This is a genomic window from Paenibacillus sp. JNUCC 35, assembly GCF_058269095.1.
The window spans coordinates 2,744,303-2,760,741 of sequence record NZ_CM177771.1 but is presented as its reverse complement, the minus strand read 5'-3'; the positions used below and the strand labels follow the sequence as shown (position 1 = coordinate 2,760,741).

Annotated in this window: 14 protein-coding genes; 1 reads left to right on the top strand and 13 read right to left on the bottom strand. The window is 53.5% G+C overall.

Going from position 1 to position 16,439, the window contains the following annotated elements:
• Positions 1-328: 328 nt before the first annotated feature.
• Complete coding sequence (locus AC2TF6_RS12715) at positions 329-1,192, top strand: hypothetical protein (protein WP_491311317.1); 864 nt, start codon at positions 329-331, stop codon at positions 1,190-1,192.
• Positions 1,193-1,424: 232 nt separating this feature from the next.
• Here the strand turns inward: AC2TF6_RS12715 and AC2TF6_RS12710 are convergent, their stop codons facing one another.
• The 13 genes from AC2TF6_RS12710 to AC2TF6_RS12650 all read right to left on the bottom strand — a co-directional run bounded on the left by AC2TF6_RS12710 (position 1,425) and on the right by AC2TF6_RS12650 (position 16,326).
• Complete coding sequence (locus tag AC2TF6_RS12710; RefSeq protein ID WP_491311634.1) at positions 1,425-1,808, bottom strand: nuclear transport factor 2 family protein; 384 nt, start codon at positions 1,806-1,808, stop codon at positions 1,425-1,427.
• A 21-nt stretch (positions 1,809-1,829) separates the two neighbouring features.
• Positions 1,830-2,420 carry a TetR/AcrR family transcriptional regulator gene (locus AC2TF6_RS12705; RefSeq protein WP_491311316.1) on the bottom strand — a complete coding sequence of 197 codons (591 nt, stop codon included), beginning with the start codon at positions 2,418-2,420 and terminating at the stop codon, positions 1,830-1,832.
• A complete protein-coding gene (locus tag AC2TF6_RS12700) occupies positions 2,420-3,178 on the bottom strand; it encodes an alpha/beta fold hydrolase (RefSeq protein WP_491311315.1) in 759 nt (252 codons plus the stop codon). Before AC2TF6_RS12700 ends, AC2TF6_RS12705 begins: the two co-directional genes overlap by 1 nt.
• A 183-nt stretch (positions 3,179-3,361) precedes the next feature.
• Positions 3,362-4,231, bottom strand: coding sequence for an aminoglycoside 6-adenylyltransferase (locus tag AC2TF6_RS12695; protein ID WP_491311314.1), 870 nt, complete (start codon positions 4,229-4,231; stop codon positions 3,362-3,364).
• A gap of 531 nt (positions 4,232-4,762) precedes the next feature.
• Positions 4,763-6,199: an FAD-dependent oxidoreductase gene (locus AC2TF6_RS12690; protein WP_491311313.1), complete on the bottom strand. Its 1,437-nt coding sequence runs from the start codon at positions 6,197-6,199 to the stop codon at positions 4,763-4,765.
• A 481-nt stretch (positions 6,200-6,680) separates the two neighbouring features.
• Positions 6,681-7,283 (bottom strand): hypothetical protein, encoded by a 603-nt coding sequence (locus tag AC2TF6_RS12685; protein WP_491311312.1) that lies wholly within the window; start codon positions 7,281-7,283, stop codon positions 6,681-6,683.
• Between the two features lie 20 nt (positions 7,284-7,303).
• Positions 7,304-8,647, bottom strand: coding sequence for an alpha/beta hydrolase (locus AC2TF6_RS12680; protein ID WP_491311311.1), 1,344 nt, complete (start codon positions 8,645-8,647; stop codon positions 7,304-7,306).
• Positions 8,644-10,002 (bottom strand): alpha/beta hydrolase, encoded by a 1,359-nt coding sequence (locus AC2TF6_RS12675; protein WP_491311310.1) that lies wholly within the window; start codon positions 10,000-10,002, stop codon positions 8,644-8,646. The genes AC2TF6_RS12680 and AC2TF6_RS12675 overlap by 4 nt, the downstream gene beginning before the upstream one ends.
• 26 nt (positions 10,003-10,028) lie before the next feature.
• Entirely contained in the window at positions 10,029-10,943 is a 915-nt protein-coding gene (locus AC2TF6_RS12670) for a LacI family DNA-binding transcriptional regulator (RefSeq protein ID WP_491311309.1), read from the bottom strand.
• A 32-nt stretch (positions 10,944-10,975) separates the two neighbouring features.
• Positions 10,976-12,814, bottom strand: coding sequence for a glycoside hydrolase family 13 protein (locus AC2TF6_RS12665; RefSeq protein WP_491311308.1), 1,839 nt, complete (start codon positions 12,812-12,814; stop codon positions 10,976-10,978).
• A 38-nt stretch (positions 12,815-12,852) separates the two neighbouring features.
• On the bottom strand, positions 12,853-13,686 hold the full coding sequence (locus AC2TF6_RS12660; RefSeq protein WP_491311307.1) for a sugar ABC transporter permease: 834 nt from the start codon (positions 13,684-13,686) through the stop codon (positions 12,853-12,855).
• A gap of 18 nt (positions 13,687-13,704) precedes the next feature.
• Positions 13,705-15,003 (bottom strand): carbohydrate ABC transporter permease, encoded by a 1,299-nt coding sequence (locus tag AC2TF6_RS12655; protein WP_491311306.1) that lies wholly within the window; start codon positions 15,001-15,003, stop codon positions 13,705-13,707.
• A gap of 36 nt (positions 15,004-15,039) precedes the next feature.
• Complete coding sequence (locus AC2TF6_RS12650) at positions 15,040-16,326, bottom strand: sugar ABC transporter substrate-binding protein (RefSeq protein ID WP_491311305.1); 1,287 nt, start codon at positions 16,324-16,326, stop codon at positions 15,040-15,042.
• Positions 16,327-16,439 lie beyond the last annotated feature (113 nt).

The following is a 16,439-nucleotide window of genomic DNA, read 5'->3' as shown; positions in this document are numbered from 1 at the left end:
TAAGGTCTATTTTTATCCATTTTTACAAAATAACAACATTTCATGTGACATATGTCATTGCCGAAACATGCACATTTGTCGATTAAGCTCGATTCCCCACACCCTCTCTCCGGACCACACCTCTATTCATTCCAAACGCAATAACGAACAAGCTGCATCGAGTATCCTTCCTATTCCTTTTTTATGTGGTTTAATTCACCTTCTCTGCGAATATAAATAAAGCGGTATTTACATAAATCGTCCTTTCCCTTGACGATAAGCTAATAAACGTTCTTTATTCTAAATAATGGGAAACTATTCAAGATGAGAATAAAGGAGAGAAAATTGGATGTTTACACGTTTGCTTCGCACCACCGCGCTTGTCCTGACCGTCGGTTCGACTCTGCTGACCGGTACGGTTATCCAGTCCGCACCCGCACATGCCGCAAGCAACATGGTACCCGATTACGAGGTAAAGATTTTGATGAGTCCGGCGGCCGTTCTGGGCTCGGATAACAAGCTCAAAAGCGACGTGCTGGATACGTTCGCCATGCCGTCCAGCGTTACCAAAATGAATGTGGCTTTCCTGGACACGGACGCCAAAACTATTTACACCGGCGGCTGGAGCCCCCGCATTCGTAAAACCGAAGGCGAGAGCAAATTCGAGCTGAGCTACAAAAAGCGGTACCCGATCGCAAACAACGATATCAACGCCGCACTTACGAAAGCGAACCAGGACGGATTCGACTCCAGTGACACGAACTACGAAGCGCAAGTCGAGTGGGGCTACCAGAACAAAACCTTGAGCATCACGCGCAGCAAAAATGCCAGCAAATCCGGATACAGCGGCATGGATCTTCCGTCTGTCAGCGATGCCCGCAGCCTGATGATCAGCAATGCGCCGGGCAAGTTCGACGATTGGCTCAGCAACGGGTGGGGTACGAGTCTGCTCGGAAGCTCCCGCTACTACGGGCCGGTGCTTGCCAAACGCTCGATCGGCACCTGGAATGGCTTGAAGCTGTACATCGAAGTATGGCCGATCCGGAACTCTGCCGGAACCGGCACCGAATACATAGTCGAAGCTTCGTTCAAAACGACGAGCGAATCAACCGCGTCCGCGAAGCACGATGAACTGATCGCACTGCTGCAGAGCAAGGGCTGGTTCCTCGCGCAGGATTCGCTCAAGACTCAGTTGATTATGGACCGCTACTGACGCCGCGACAAAAAAAATAACAGGTGTAGGCTAAAAAAGCCTGCACCTGTTTGCGTTCGTACACCGCATATACACTGCCCAATGTCCGCTCTCCGGATGAAACTTCAGCTGCTTTGCATGACGTGGTTTCACGCTTCGCATTGCGCCGCCGTATAACCACCGCCGTGGACCAAGTACGGGGACGGCCCGCACCTTTTCACTGAAAACACGGCAAGCCCTACCGGATACCGTTTTAACTGTAATCTTCGATTACGAGCAATTTGCCGTCTACAATTTTAAATACCGACTTTCCTTTAAGAGCGATCTTTTCCCCTGCTTTAGGACCGTGAGGCAGATCGGCCGCAAGAGTTCCCTCGTAATCAATCTCAACTTCGCCCCGGTCGCCTTTGACCGCACAATCCGTAATTGTCTGACAGCGCTGAGAGAACAGCTTTTGGGATTGTTCGGCTAATTCGCGAAAAGCGTCTTTTCCTTCCGTCTCCGCATTCACGACGCCGTTAGAGATGTTCCGGAACACAATCTCCTCGTGCATATGCAGAAGCATGCCTTCGATATCGAAAGCGTTGTAGGCCTCCACGTATTTTTCAATCAAGCTTTTCGCCGCAAGGTTCTCCATCATGACGCTCCTCTCGAATAATTACTCGGTAACGCAAAAATCACGAAACAACTGTTCTTTCACCTGCCGGACAGGGTAATGCTCGGGATAGGTCGAGATCATCAGAGAAATTCCGTGGATGGCGGAAGAAAAATGAAGCGATCTAATTTCGGGATCGGGAACTCCGAGTTTACGGAACATCTCACACTGGAGCTGAAACTGCCGGGCCATTTCCTCATTGAGCATCTGGCTGTACCGGGACAGCAGCAGATCTTCTTCGGGCTGCGTTTGCAGATGCAAATAAAACCGGTAAATTTTCGGGTGCTGGAGCACATTGTCGATAGCGCCGTCGATGATATGTTTCAACTGCTCGGACGGGGTACCCAGAGACGCCGCTTTTTGCATGACGTCTTCGATTTCTTCTATCCGGATTTGTACCATGTCGCCGAGAAGTTCTTCTTTTCCTTTATAATAATTGTACAAAAGTCCTTTGGAAACCCCCGCCCTTTTCGCTATATCGGCAATAGAAGCGTTATAATAGCCCTTCTCTATAAAAACTTGCATGGCCGAAGTCCGGATGTTTTCTTGGGCAAGCTGGCGGACGCGCTCGTTTTCTTCCCTTGAACGCGGCATCAGGTAAAGTCCTTCAGGAACTGTTCGATATAACCGGCCGTTTCCGCGGGATGAGTCAATGTCAGCATATGGTCGGCACCTTCTATCCGGATGATTTTACACGACGGCACACGCTTATATTCCTCCGCAACGCGTGCCATATCCTCCCATTCCACCGTTCCTTGCAGAAACAAGGTTGGCGCGCTAATCTCCTCTAAACGCTCGATCGCGGGAGGCTGCGGCCAGTTTACTTCGAAACTCTTCCATTCCGTAAAGACTCTGCGCATATAGTCGGTATGCATTTCAATCAGAAAATCCCGCTGCGGACTCGACATGACGACCCGGTAATTAGGACCGGCCAAGGAAGTGCCGATCATTCTGTCGAGATCGGGGGCGAAAGAGTTTACTTGGGCCAGCCATTCCGTAAATTCTTTCGAGTAAGGAAAACCGGAAAGCGAAGGGGCGAGCAGAATGAGCCGGCTAACCATGGAAGGATAAGTCAAAGCGAAATCCGCTGCCGCCTGTCCGCCCATGGAATGACCGATCAGGACAGCCTGCCCGATATTCAAATGGTCAAGCAGGCGCTTCAGATCTTCGACCAGATTGGCCGGATCGGTCGGAGCCGGGGATTTCCCGGTCCCCCGGCCGTCGAACGTGATCACCTGGAACGACTGCGCCAAAATCGGAGCGATGAACTTCCATTCGCGAGAGTCTACACCGGGACTGTGGATGAGCACGACCGGAGCGCCTTCTCCTTGTACTTCATAATAGAGATCCATATACATAACTCCTTTCTGTAGGTAAAAAATTCCGTTCAGTACGTTTAGTTTATTATTGAATGAACGTACGGTCAATATAAAATCTAACGTCGGCTGAACCAACGAGGCGGCCGGGCCTGTTTCCATCGTAACAAAAAGACCCTGACAGCTATGTGTCAGGGTTCTTTTTAGTTTCAAGAAATGTTAATAGATGTCCCTCGCATCGGGAGCAAGAAGTTGAACTTGCCGCAAATACGGTTTGATCTTCTCCGCTTCTTCCGCAGGATAAACATATCCGAATTCGGCCGCCACTTGAAGGGCAGCAGGCTCAAAAAGCTCTCCCGTCGTGTACAAAGCGTTCCAAACCTGCTCATAACTGCCGTTTTCATAGGTCGACAAAAGCTTGTTCCAAGATTCTTCATCCAGGTACCGCTTTAAAAATTTGCCGTTCTTCCCGATACTGAGCGAGAAGCCGGTATCAATCCCGACCTTCCATTCCAGCATTTTGAGCAGCATCGCCCGGACCAGGTTCATATGATCGATCGCATACAAAATTTCCTGTCTCCACAGTCCTTTGGCGACATAGGTGGACACCCACCAGAATTCGTTGCAGCAATCGGCGTAAAATTCGGCGCTGGGCCGCTGCACCCAGTAGTCTTCATCCGTCGGAGGCGGTATGACCGGCAGAGCGTTGTCCTTGTCGAGCAGGATCACCGTCAACTTGTCTTCCCGGCAGTACATCTCTTTCTCCTCAAGAGGAATAAGCATCAGGTCTATCCGATTCCCGTCTTTAAATAACATGAGATAGGTAAAACGGTTTCCCAGCTCGTTAGGAAACAGAGCCATCTCTTCCGGCGTCTGCATAATCATCCGTTCCCCGAAAACGTTCACCCATTCCGGATCGTTTAGAAAAGACTCCATATCCGTGACGAGATAGACGATATCGTAATCTCTGAAAATGTCTTTGGGAACATTCGGATTCGTCCTCGAACCGTTCAAACCGACCGCTCTTACACGGCTGTCATTCTCCGCCACTTTTAATACCAGATTAAATATTTCTTGTTCCGAACGCATAGATCGGCACCTCCTGAGTTTTCATGTTCAAATTTTGAAAGGAAAACGATTCAAGGAGGTCCCCGGATATCCGGTAAACGGAGTTATATAAAATGTTCCGCAAATGTCATCAGCTTATCCTCCCGGATAAAAATTGTAAAGACAGGGCCGTTTAAGCCCGTTTTAGCCGCGTATGTATGTGACGGCTTTCTTGTTTTGGCCCAGTGCTAAGAAGCCGGCCGTATCTTAAAAGCGCTGCGCCAAATTTGCGGCAGTTAGGTTGAAAACCGGCTGCGCAGCTTCTAAATAAATTTTACCATAATCGTAAGACAGACGGAAATTTTCCGATTTTGGGATAGGGTGGATGCTGATGAAAAAGACCCCCGCTTTGACAAGCTGAGGGTCAGTAGTTCGAGCCCGCTAGTGGTCATAAAGAGAAATACGAATGAATAAATAGAACCCGCTCTCCTTATAAAACGGCAGCGGGTTCTTTTTAAATCAGGCTTAGGGATCGGGCAGTTCTGCCCGTAACCTCTGTACGTTTACGCCCGTTTACGCGACTCCGTATTTACCGTGAGGCCGAGCATCGGCACGTTCGGCGTCGGGTTTATCCCGTTCCGGCTCTAGCTCTGCACCCGCCGTTTCATTCAGCCGTTGCATAGCAGCCAAGCCTGCCGTATTAAGCAGGTTCCACGGTTTGTTATAGTGCGGCTGGAAGAAGAAATCCACAAAAGCAAGCTCCTGCACGGTCATCCGGTTCTGGATGCAAACCGACAGCGTATTGACGGCCTGGGTCATATCCGCTTTCGACATGACCTGTGCCCCTACCAGGCGGCCGCCTTCCGCTTCGAAAACCAGCTTCAGCATCACGTCGTCATAGGTCGGCATAAATTCCGGCCGGTTATTCTCATGAATGACGACGGCCTTCACATTCATGCCCGCCGCAGCCGCGGCTCCTTCCGTAAGTCCTGTCGAAGCGATATTCCAGTCGAACAGCTTAATTGCCGATGTGCCCTGGGTGCCCTGATACCGGACGGCGGGCTTCAGCAGGTTCATGGCGGCCAGCGTTCCCATGCGGACGGCATTCGTCGCCAGCGGGATGTAAGCCGCTTCGCCCGTCGGATTATACCGGACGGCACAGCTGTCTCCGGCGGCCAGCACGTCGGGATGGCTCGTGCGCATATAATCGTCCACGAGAATAGCACCGCCCGGCAGCATATCCACCTGGCCTTTGAGCAGATCCGTTCCGGGACGGAATCCGATGCACAGCACGACCATGTCGGTCTCGAAAGTGCCGTCGGTCGTCACGACTTCGCGGACTTTGCCGTCCGTACCTCGGAAGCCTTCGACGGTCCGTCCAAGAGCGAGCCGCACTCCTCGCTCGCGGAGTTCCTTGTCGGCCAACCCGGTGAACTCGGGGTCCAGATACTTGGCCATGACGCGGTCCATGTTGTCGATCAGCGTCACGTCTTTGCCCAGATCGCGGAACGCTTCGACCAGCTCGATGCCGATATAACCGGCCCCGATTACCGTGATGTGCTTCGCCTCCGCCGCGCGGGCGATGATTTCACGGGCATGGCCGTAGTTTTTGCACAGCTGGATGTTCTCCAGCCCGATGCCTTCCATCCGCGGAATGACCGGCCACGAGCCTGTCGTCACGACCAGCTTGTCGTAGGTGTCGACAAATTCCTCTCCGGTTTCCAGGTTGCGGGCCTGGAGCATTCTGGCCTGTACATCGACTTCCAGCACTTCGTGGCGCATCCGGGTAACGACACCGAGCTGGGCAAGCTCTTCCGGGCTGCTGTAGAAAAGCCCCTGCGCATCTCCGATCACTCCGCCGACATGCAGCGCGATTCCGCACGAAAGGAATGAAATAGTATCATTGCGCTCGTAGACTGTGATTTCCGCGTCGGGATATTGCGTTGCAATGTTTTTAACAGCGGCGGTTCCTGCGTGTGTGCATCCGATTACGGCAACTTTGAATGTCATGATGATAGCCTCCCGAAATTTTAATTAGTGAATTTATTCACATACTTTCTTTAAAAAAAGAGCTGTTGGCGATTAACCAAAGCGGATAAATCAATAATAATGGATCAGGTATTATATGTGAAATAAATCACAATGTCTTTATGGCCTTATCTTACACCTTTGCTACAAAAGATGCAAGAGGTATTTATGCCGATGCGCGATGCCTGCCACAAGCAAAAAGCCGCACCTGGGTGCGGCATCTAGTTATCTCTTTTATCTCTTGTTCTTGCTCTTGTTCTTGCTCTTGCTCTTGCTCTTGCTCTTGCTCTTGCTCTTGCTCTTGCTCTTGCTCTTGCTCTTGCTCTTGCTCTTGCTCTTGCTCTTAATCTTACTTTATCACTATCTCTATCTGCCTGACTCTCTATCGCTTTCTCTGAACGATCCGCACGATCCGTCTCTCTTCTTCTGTCCCTGTACTCCAGTGTCCGTCAGTCACCTATCATCAAAGCGTACGGAACGTAAGTCCCCGGCAGTCTACGGGGATGCTAAACGCCTGCTCCGCACCGCTGTTGCTGCGGATTGTCACATTCAGAGTGAGACGCTCGGGAGCCTCCTCACTCCACACACCGCTGCTCAGCCAACCGTATCGCTCCTTGCCTGGCTGGATCACCGCCTGCTCGAAATCCGGATTAACCTGCGCAACACGTACCTTCTCCGAGTGCCGGCCCGGCAGGCCTTCATTCGTAACGACGGAGACGCTTGCGAGATCCGGCGCGATCGACTCACGGTCCGAAAGATTTCGGATCGTCACCTCGAAATCCGCCGTGTCGGCCTTCAGCCTGACGGCATGCACGGTTACTTCGATGTTATTTGCGGTTTGTGTCACGGGCAGCTGAGCGTAAGTCTTCTCGCCGCCGGATTCAACGCTTCCGGCAGGCACCGGCGCCTTAATATCTGAGGTACCGCCCGCTCCCGGAAGAGCCGCCTTGCCATCCGCCATACCGGAATCCGGCAATGCGGGCCGCATGGCACTTCCGTTCAGCATCAGGCTTCCGGAAACAATCAAAGATCCGAGCAGCACGCTAACGATCATTTTGTTCATCATAAAATTTCCTCCCTCTTCCCTTACCGAGGACTCTTCCAGCTGTGTACCGATAGTTCCAGCCGGCCGTCAGCTTCTGCCTTGTAAAAGCGCGTAACCGCCTGTCCGGCCTGATCCGCTTCCACAGCTCCGTCCCCCCGGCTGATCCGGAACTCAAAAGCCACATTAAGGGGAACGGCGAGACGTGCGGAATATACGGCGGGTTCGCCCGCTTCTCTGCGAAGCGGAATCCAGCTGTACAAGGCCGCGGTTTCCGGCGTATCCGCAGGCACGTGCACAAGCAGCTCAAGCGTGACATGCTCCTTGAGCTCTCCGGCGACACGGATCGGCCGTGTTGCGGACAGGCCGCCGTAGCTCACCTTAACGGCGGTCTCTCCTTCACGCCCGGGCACCAGGGTGCCGTCTTCACGCACCTCCAGAATCGTCCCGTCTTCGGCCGCGTAATCCGCCCTTAGCAGCGACATTTTAAACCCGCTGTCAAATTCCGCGATCGGATTCAGACGCATTCCCGGCCCCCGGATGCCTGCGATTTCTTCTCCCTCCAGGCTAAGCTTGGCAGGAGTTCCTTTTTTCCCGAACATATGCAGAAGCGGAGACGCCACTCTCGCGGCCCAGTCCTTTTCCGAATGAGTGCCGGTCGGGTCCAGGTAATAAACGAGCTCGTCATCCGGTTTATAGCCCAGCCGCAGAAGGCTTTCCGTCGCTTCCCGCACATGCTTTTCCAGAATCAACGTGCCCTCGCAGCTTCCCAAATCGATCCAGATCCGGGATAACGGGACTTTGCCCGTCCAGGTATGATACTGACGCGCTTCCTCCAGAGTTACGGGATCGACGCAGTAAAAATAGGGCGACAGGATGGCCAGCTTCCCGAACAGGTCCGGGCGGCGCATGCCGATGTGGTAGGTCACTTGACCTCCCCGGGACGATCCCATCATGGCCGTGTGCTCCGGCCCTTTTTTCGTGCGGAACAGCGAGTCTATATACGGCATCAATTCATCGGTGATGAACTGTTCGTAAAGCTGCCCTTTCGGCCGGATTTCCACTTTGTCACGCAAATAATCGACGCCTTCCAGCTCGTGAGTGAATTCATCCGACCGCTGCATGCCCATATTCGCGATGCCGACCACGATGATTTCTTCCATCAGACCGTTTTGAACGAGCCGGTCCACCGTTTCATGAAGGTTCCACGAATAGCCGTTAAAGGCGGGATGAAAAATATTTTGTCCGTCATGCACGTACAATACCGGATAACGCCTGCCGCTCTCTTCGCTGTAACCGGGCGGGAGATAAACGAACAGATCGCGGCGGTTGTTCAGAAAGGCCGAATAAAACTGTTCGATTTTCAACAAACTCGACAGACTCTTCATCCGTTCGCCGCCTCCTTTGCTTCCGTCTCTGGCGGAACGTCTACCCAGTGTTCCACTTTATAAGACAGCTCCAGCCCCTCGCGGGCCGTAAATTTGCGGTAAGGTATTTCCCTTCCGCTTGCGTATGTTTCGTGCTTGCCGAGGCCGCGCGAGATACGGAACTCGAAGGAAATACCCCGCGGCACTTGGAACGTGCCTCCGTAGAGCCTCTCTCCGATCATCGGCAATTCGATGCCCGCATAGAGCGTATCCGTCTTCGGCGTGCAGACCGGCACTTCGACGAACATCGTGACGCCGACCGTATCGGAAAGATGCGGAACGACGGTCAAGTCGAGACTCGCCGTCAGCCCCTGCCCCTTGTAGCGGACGGTGACGCTTCCTTCCCGCTTTGGAAAGAGCCTGCCTTCGGCTGTCACCTCGACGATACCCGGGTCCGTTACTTCATAGTCCACGTCCAGATCGGTCATCATAAAGCCGCTGTCATAATGAACGACAGGATTAAGCGCGCAGGACGGACCCTGCAGACCGATTCTTTCCGGGCCGTGAAGATCTATGCGTACTGGAGTTCCGATTTCGCCGAAAAAATATAAAAGAGGCGCATGGACCCTGGCCGCCCAGTCTTTCTGGGAATGGCCCGAGCCGACGGCGAAATAGTACATGAAATCGCCGCCCGGCTTGTAGCCCGCGTCCATCAGCGTATCCGCGACTTGTCTCACATGCTTCTCCATAACCGTGAAGCCTTCCGCGTCCCCGACATCCATCCATATTTTCAGCGGTTTTTTATCCGTATAGACGGTGCTCAGCCACCGGTCTTCCATCGTGGCCGGATCTACGCTTACGAAGAAAGGGCACAGCGCTCCGATCATGCCGAACGTTTCCGGCTGCCGGAAGCCGATGTTGTAAGATACAAGTCCTCCGGCGGACGAACCCATCAGAGCGGTATGCTCTTTCTCCGTCAAGGTCCGGTAGGTGGAATCGATGAACGGCTTCACTTCACGGACGAGAAACGTTTCGTATAATTCGCCTTGATTCGTGGTGTTAAAAATGTTGTGGCCGTCCGGATTGGCGTGCATATATTCGGCGATTCGCGCGTCCTCCACATGCGAAACGGCGACGACGATAATTTCTCTCATCCTGCCCTGCGCAGTCAGCTCGTCGACGGTGAGATGAACATCCCAGGACTCGCCCTTCCGGTCTTTGAAAAAAACATGCTGGCCGTCCTGCATATACAGGACGGGATACCTTTTCCGGTCGTCCGAGTGATAGCTTGGCGGCAAATACACATAAATCGTCCGCTCGTTTTTCAAGGTATGAGAATAAAAAGGATTGATTTCAATTAACCGCGATGAACTCACCGTGAACTCTCCTTTGAAACGGATCGTTACGGAGTGCCGGACAAGTAGTAAAATTTTTCAGGATCTACATAGTCCGCATCTTGAATGTAACGATCCATTTTATGAACTATTTCCTGATAGTCATTCAAATCGAACGTAATCCTCCCTACCGTATCGGGAAGGACCTGCGGACAATGGCACGTGCATACGGCGGCAATGCGGGTCGTTTTTTTCAGCACTTCAAGCGCCAGAAATTCGTTGATCACGATCCCCGGCTTCCCTTCAAAACGCGACAGAAAATCGTTCAACTGTTCCGGACTGTCATACGCGCAAATCCGTTCATCCTCCAAGCCGGACTGTTCCCGAATGAAACCGGCAAGCTTCGCGTTGTTGTAAGCATCCGTGACCAGAAACTCCGGCCGCCCGCCAAGGGCAGCCTCGCAAGCCCGGAAGCTTTGCGCAAAATCCGGAATGATTTTGTGAAACAGCGAATCGTCGATATAACTGTCGATGACAAAAACGGGTATACCGAAACCGAAATAATTGGAGATCGTGCCGAACCGTTCCTGATCCGCATTAAGAAGGAAAACGCCGTCCAAATTCCGCTCCATGATCATTTTGTAATCCGAAAGCTGGCTCCGGACCTGCATAAAAATGACATGGTATCCGAGTTGTCCGCAAATCTGTTCGATTTTGCTGACTGTTTTGGCATATTTAAAATCGGACCAGTACTGGTCTTCGTGTTCCTGAAACAGCAAAATGCCGATCAGGCCCGTTTTTTTGATTTTTAACGATTGAGCGGTCCGGTTCGCCACGTATTTAAGCTGCTGGGCGGCTTTCATTACCTTGACGCGCGTTTCGTCCGAGATGGACTGGGTCTTCACATCGTTCAAAATATACGAAACGGTGGCAATGGAGACGCCCGCCGCTTTGGCTATATCTTTGATGGTTGCTTTCTTCATCCTAATCGCTCCTACTTAAACGTTTAGGTTGATTAAAGCATATCCCCTTGGCCGGTGTCAAACCGCCCCAGGGGCACCGATGCGACCAGCCAGCCGAACGGCGGCAGCGCTGCCGCGAGGCCGTTCTCAGTCCGGACAAACGACCCTTGGCCGAGAATCACTTCGGCTTCCGGCCGGATGCGGCTGCCTCTCTCCCGGTCCGGCAGAGGCCCGCTTTGCGCACCCGCGGCGGAAGAGACCGGTTCCGGCTCGAAAACGTGGCAGGAGGCCTCCCGGCTGCTGTTGTTCACGCAGATGTAAAGCTCCTCCTCCGCGTTCTTCCTCATCACGATAAGCTGATCCTTCTCCGCGTAAACAAACCGGAAAGTGCCTTCACTCAAAGCGCGGCGTGTCCGCCGCAGCTCGATCAGCATGCGGTAAAACGCGAGGAGGCCGTGATTTTGCCGGGCCGTATCCCACTGCATCGGCTTCCGGCAATCGGGGTCAGGTCCGCCCTGCATTCCGATTTCGTCCCCGTAATAAATGCAGGGAGTTCCGGGGAGCGTGAACTGGAGCAGAACCGCCAGCTTCGCTTTCGCCTCGTCCGGTATCCGGGTCAGAAGCCGCGGGGTATCGTGGCTGCCAAGGATGTTGAAGGCCGCCTCGTTCACCTGCTGCGGATAAGAAGCGAGCAGGCGGTTTATCCGGCTGCCAAGCTCCCGGGCATCGATTTCGCCCTTGGCGAAATAATCGAGAATGGCGTCGGTGGCGGGATAGTTCATGACCGCGTCGAACTGGTCCCCCTGAAGCCACGGCATCGCATCGTGCCAGATTTCGCCCAGGATGTAGAAATCGGGCTTCAGCGCTTTCAGCTTCTTGCGGAATTCCCGCCAGAACTCGTGATCGACTTCGTTGGCCACGTCCAGCCTCCAGCCGTCAATATCGCACTCCCGCACCCAATACTCGGCCACGTCAAGCAGGTAGTTTCTGACCTCGGGATTGGCCGTATTGAGCTTTGGCATGTGGGACTCGAACGCAAAGCAATGATAAGACGGTCTCGGCTCCGTTCGCAGCGGATATTCCTTGATGTGGAACCAGTCCCGGTAAGGAGACTCCTGACCCTTCTCCCGCACATCCCGGAACGGAGCGAATCCTTCTCCGCTGTGATTGAACACCGCATCGAGGATCACGCGGATGCCTTTTTCGTGGAACGCGGCAACCAGCTTTTTCAGCAGCGCCGTATCCCCGAAAGCCGGATCGACTTTCCTGTAATCGGCCGTATCGTACTTATGGTTCGTCGCCGCTTCGAACAGCGGTGTAAAATAGATCGCGTTTACGCCGAGCGAAGTCAAATAGTCGATGCGGTCGTACACCCCCTGCAGGTCTCCGCCGTAAAAATCGTACGGCCCCGGATCGGAGTCGCTCCAAGGGCGGACGCCGGGGGGATCGTTGGCCGGATCTCCGTTCGCGAAGCGGTCGGGGAAGATCTGATAGAAGACGGCTTCCTTCACCCAAGCCGGCGGCTTCAGCACCTCTTGCGGCCACAAAAACGGATAATCGAAAAAAGTGAGCGGATCCTGCGATTTTTCCGTACCGAACCCTTTCTCCGTCAACCATACGACCTCTTCTCCCGAAGTCAGTTTAAAAGCGTATCTCAGTCTGTAATGCGGCGGGACAAGCTCTCCTTGCCAGTAGTCGAACAATTGGTCGCTGCCCGTTTTGTACAGCCTCGTTTCAAGAGCTGTCCGCTCCCAATCGTATTTGTCTCCGTGCAGCGCGTGCACGGCGTCAACATCGTCTTTCTTCGTGCGCAGCCGGATATGCACGGTACGCTCGTCGTAGGCGTAGCAGTAAGCCTGCCCCGACCGGTGGTCAATCGCTTCCAGTAACATGGTCTGCTCCTTTTTCTCCTAGTATTCCGCTCTATTCGCTATCCTTTGTCCGCCCCTGCCGTAATTCCGTGGATCAGATACTTCTGGAAATACATGTACAGGCAGGTAATCGGAAGAGCCACAAGCACGGCTCCGGCGGCGAACAGTGTAAAGCTCGAATTCGTCTCGGTGGCTACCATGCTGTACAAGCCTTGGGCCAGCGTCATTTTTTCCGAAGACCTCAGTACGATTTGCGGCAAAATAAAATCCATAAACGGCGTGATGAAGCTGTTCAGAGCGACGAAAGTAACCGCCGGCAGCGACAGGGGGAAAATGATTTTAAAAAACGCGTCGGCGTGGCTCCCCCCGTCTATGAATACCGCCTCCTCCAGGCTCTTCGGAATCGTATCGAAATGCCCCTTCATCACCCAGGTTCCCATCGAAACGGAACCTCCCGCATAAATGAGAATCAAGCCCATGTGCGTGTCCAGCAGCTTCGTCTGCAGCAGGAGAACAAATAGGGCCATGACGGATAAGAAGCCCGGAAACATTTGCAGGATGAGCAAGGTCATCAATCCCTGCTGCCGGCCCTTGAACCGGAACCGGGAGAAGGCATAGGCCGTCGCGGCCACAAGCGTTGTCGAAACGACGGCGTTCACCAGGGCGATCTTGACCGTATTGCGGTACCACAGCACAAAGTCCGTCTGCCTGATCAATTCGGCATAGTGGGCGAAAGTGGGATGATCCGGGATCATCCGGCTGACCAGGAGACTCTGCCCCGGATTCAACGAAGTGCCGATCACCCACAGGATCGGGTAAACCGTTGCGACAAGCAGCGCGATAAAAACGAGATAAATCCCCGTAACGGTCAGATTGTCTTTAAATTTCCTCATGCAGACCCATTCCTCTTCTCAAAGTGCCTTCATCCGTCTGTAATTCCATAAGGAGAACAGGGCAATGAACACAAACATAATGATGGAGACGGCCGAGGCCATATTGAACTGGCTCTGATTCAGCGTCATTTTGAAAATCCACGAAATCAGGATATCCGTACTTCCGGCGTAATAATAATCGGGATTGTTCGGCTTCCCGTCCGTCAGCAAATAAATCAGATTGAAGTTATTGAAGTTAAACGCGAACTGCATAATAAAAATCGGTGCCGTGGCGAGCTTCACAAGCGGCAGCGTAATGCCGAAAAATTTCTGCGCCGCGGTAGCCCCGTCCACGTCCGCCGCTTCGTACAGGTCGCGCGGCATCGTCGTCAAGATCCCCGCCATCAGCGCCATCAGAAAAGGAGTCGAGAACCACAGATTGACGAGCAGGATCGACGCTTTGGCCATCGTCGGATCGGACAACCAGGACACCGGCGGCAAGCCGAGGCTGGCCAGAAACCCGTTGACGGGACCGAACGAGCCGTTAAGCAGCACGCGGAACACCAGAATCGAAATGAATTGCGGTACGGCCCAGGGAAGCATAAAGGCGGTTCTCCAGAACTTTTTGAAGCGGATACGCGGGTGATTGATCATCATCGCCAGAAGGAGTCCGCTAAAAAAGACCGTTATCGTGGAGGCCGCCGCCCAGACGATATTCCACAGCGAAATGCCGAGGAAGGTCGACCGCCACGCTTTCTGGGCGAACAAATCGTAAAAGGTCCGGAGTCCGGTCCAATCGACCAGCGAACGATCCGGAATATGCCCGGGCGCCGAATAGTTCGTAAACGCGATCATAACGTTAAACACAAGCGGGATCACCGTTACGAAAAGGACAAACACGAACGCGGGCAGCAGAAGCAGGTACGGGAAATGCTTGAACTTCGCCTGCTTCACCGACGCCCGAAATCCGGGAACGGGCTTTCCTCTGTCTCTCAGCTCTCCGTTCTTCCATGCGTCCGCAATGTTCAGGGCGTAGAACCCGATGAACAACAGCACGATTACGCAGGTCATCACTCCGTTGATCATCAGAAAGATGGAATGGTCGCCGGGTACGACTTTGCCCCGGACCACTTTGGTCGGCACGTCACCCAGGCTGATCAGTCCGGCGATTCCCCGCAGGGCCTGCGGGCAGTAGCTCCAGATAAACAGCTGGGCCGAAAGGAGAAACAGAAGCCCTTTGACAATCTGCCTGTTGTAGAGCTGCCCCAGGCCGATGAGTACCGCCGAGCCCGCAGCGGCCCGTATCCGGTGCCGGCGATTGTTTGGATTTACTTGCATACGTCAGACCGCCTAACTTAGGTTTTGATGTTCCGCTTATTTCGTTGTTTTCATCGCGGTTTTGATTTGTTCCACGGCCTTCGTCAAAACGGCGGCCGGGTCCTGGTTCTCGTTCCACAGCGAGGAAATAGCGGTTCCGGCCGGCACCCAGACGTTGCCCATCTCGGGAATCGAAGGCATCGGCACCGAATGCTTCGCCTGCTCCAGGAAAGCGGGCGCGTAAGGATCGGAGGTAAGGACCGGGTCCGCCATGACGTCCTGCCTCGGAGGCAGCTGAGCCGTCATTTTGAATCGCTCGATCAGATGGTCTTTGCTTGTCGCATAGCTTGCGAACAGCTTTGCCGCATCGGGGTACTTCGTGTACGAATTGACGTACAAGGCCCGGATGCCGGAGAAGCTTACGGGATGCTCCCCGTTAGGCAGCAGCGGCAGCGGAGCGACGCCGAACTCGAAATCGGCTTTGGACAAGCTGGAAATGAGCCACGACCCGTTAATGACGGAGGCTGTTTTTCCCTCCTGGAAAAAGCCGGTGATGATATTGTCGTTGATATCGTGGATATTCAGCGGCAGAATCTTTTTAAGCGATTGCAAATACTTGGCTCCTTCGACCGCTTGCGGGCTGTTCAGCCCGATATCGTTCGGATCGGTGCCTTTGCCGCCGAAAACATAACCTCCGTAACCGGCAAGGAACGAGTACGACTGGTACAGCTGCCCGACGTCCCACATCAGGGCGAACTTTTTGTTCGCCGGATCGTTGTAGGTTTCGGCGAATTTTACGATCTCCTCGTATGTTTTCGGAGCTTGGGGCATCGCTTTTTTATTGTAAAAAAGCGCGTACGTGTCGATGGCCGTCGGAAATCCGTAGAGGGCGCCGGAAAAGCTGACGCCTTCCAAAGCCGAAGGCAGCAGCTGCTTTTTGTCCTCTTCGCTGAAAGCGTCATTTTCCAGCACAAGGCCGGTCATGACGGCATTGCCGAGCTGGTCGTGCGGCGCGGAGAAGACGTCGGCTCCGATTCCGGCCGGACCGTCGGTGGTAAGCTTTTTCACGGTATCGATAGCCGGGACGGGTTCCACCTTTACGGGAACTCCGTATTCCTTCTCGAAGCTTGCGGCGACGGTTTTTAAATAATCCAGTTCGGGACCCTTCGATTCCCACACGACGAGCTTGGCACCGCTTTCGGGTTTGAGCTCCTTCTGCTGCGCATTTCCTCCGCCCTGTTCCTGCGGCTGCGCGGAAGGCGAAGGTTGATCGTTTCCGCAACCGGTTAAGCCGGTCACGCTCAAGAGAACGGCAATTCCGGCGGAAAATAAGCGTTTGGACATGATGTTTCCCCCTTCATTTGAGTGCTGAATCGTTTAAGTACTGAAACGTTTAAGTAATGCTTAACCACATCATAAAGGGTAGCTTTCCAAGGAGTCAATGATAAAAAATGGTA

Coding starts and splice junctions, on each gene's coding strand:
- AC2TF6_RS12665 (WP_491311308.1), bottom strand. CDS start 12,814: ATGTTACTGGAAGCGATTGACCACCGGTCGGGGCAGGCTTACTGCTAC.
- AC2TF6_RS12655 (WP_491311306.1), bottom strand. CDS start 15,003: ATGCAAGTAAATCCAAACAATCGCCGGCACCGGATACGGGCCGCTGCG.
- AC2TF6_RS12670 (WP_491311309.1), bottom strand. CDS start 10,943: ATGAAGAAAGCAACCATCAAAGATATAGCCAAAGCGGCGGGCGTCTCC.
- AC2TF6_RS12690 (WP_491311313.1), bottom strand. CDS start 6,199: ATGACATTCAAAGTTGCCGTAATCGGATGCACACACGCAGGAACCGCC.
- AC2TF6_RS12680 (WP_491311311.1), bottom strand. CDS start 8,647: ATGAAGAGTCTGTCGAGTTTGTTGAAAATCGAACAGTTTTATTCGGCC.
- AC2TF6_RS12660 (WP_491311307.1), bottom strand. CDS start 13,686: ATGAGGAAATTTAAAGACAATCTGACCGTTACGGGGATTTATCTCGTT.
- AC2TF6_RS12710 (WP_491311634.1), bottom strand. CDS start 1,808: ATGGAGAACCTTGCGGCGAAAAGCTTGATTGAAAAATACGTGGAGGCC.
- AC2TF6_RS12700 (WP_491311315.1), bottom strand. CDS start 3,178: ATGGATCTCTATTATGAAGTACAAGGAGAAGGCGCTCCGGTCGTGCTC.
- AC2TF6_RS12685 (WP_491311312.1), bottom strand. CDS start 7,283: ATGATGAACAAAATGATCGTTAGCGTGCTGCTCGGATCTTTGATTGTT.
- AC2TF6_RS12715 (WP_491311317.1), top strand. CDS start 329: ATGTTTACACGTTTGCTTCGCACCACCGCGCTTGTCCTGACCGTCGGT.
- AC2TF6_RS12705 (WP_491311316.1), bottom strand. CDS start 2,420: ATGCCGCGTTCAAGGGAAGAAAACGAGCGCGTCCGCCAGCTTGCCCAA.
- AC2TF6_RS12695 (WP_491311314.1), bottom strand. CDS start 4,231: ATGCGTTCGGAACAAGAAATATTTAATCTGGTATTAAAAGTGGCGGAG.
- AC2TF6_RS12650 (WP_491311305.1), bottom strand. CDS start 16,326: ATGTCCAAACGCTTATTTTCCGCCGGAATTGCCGTTCTCTTGAGCGTG.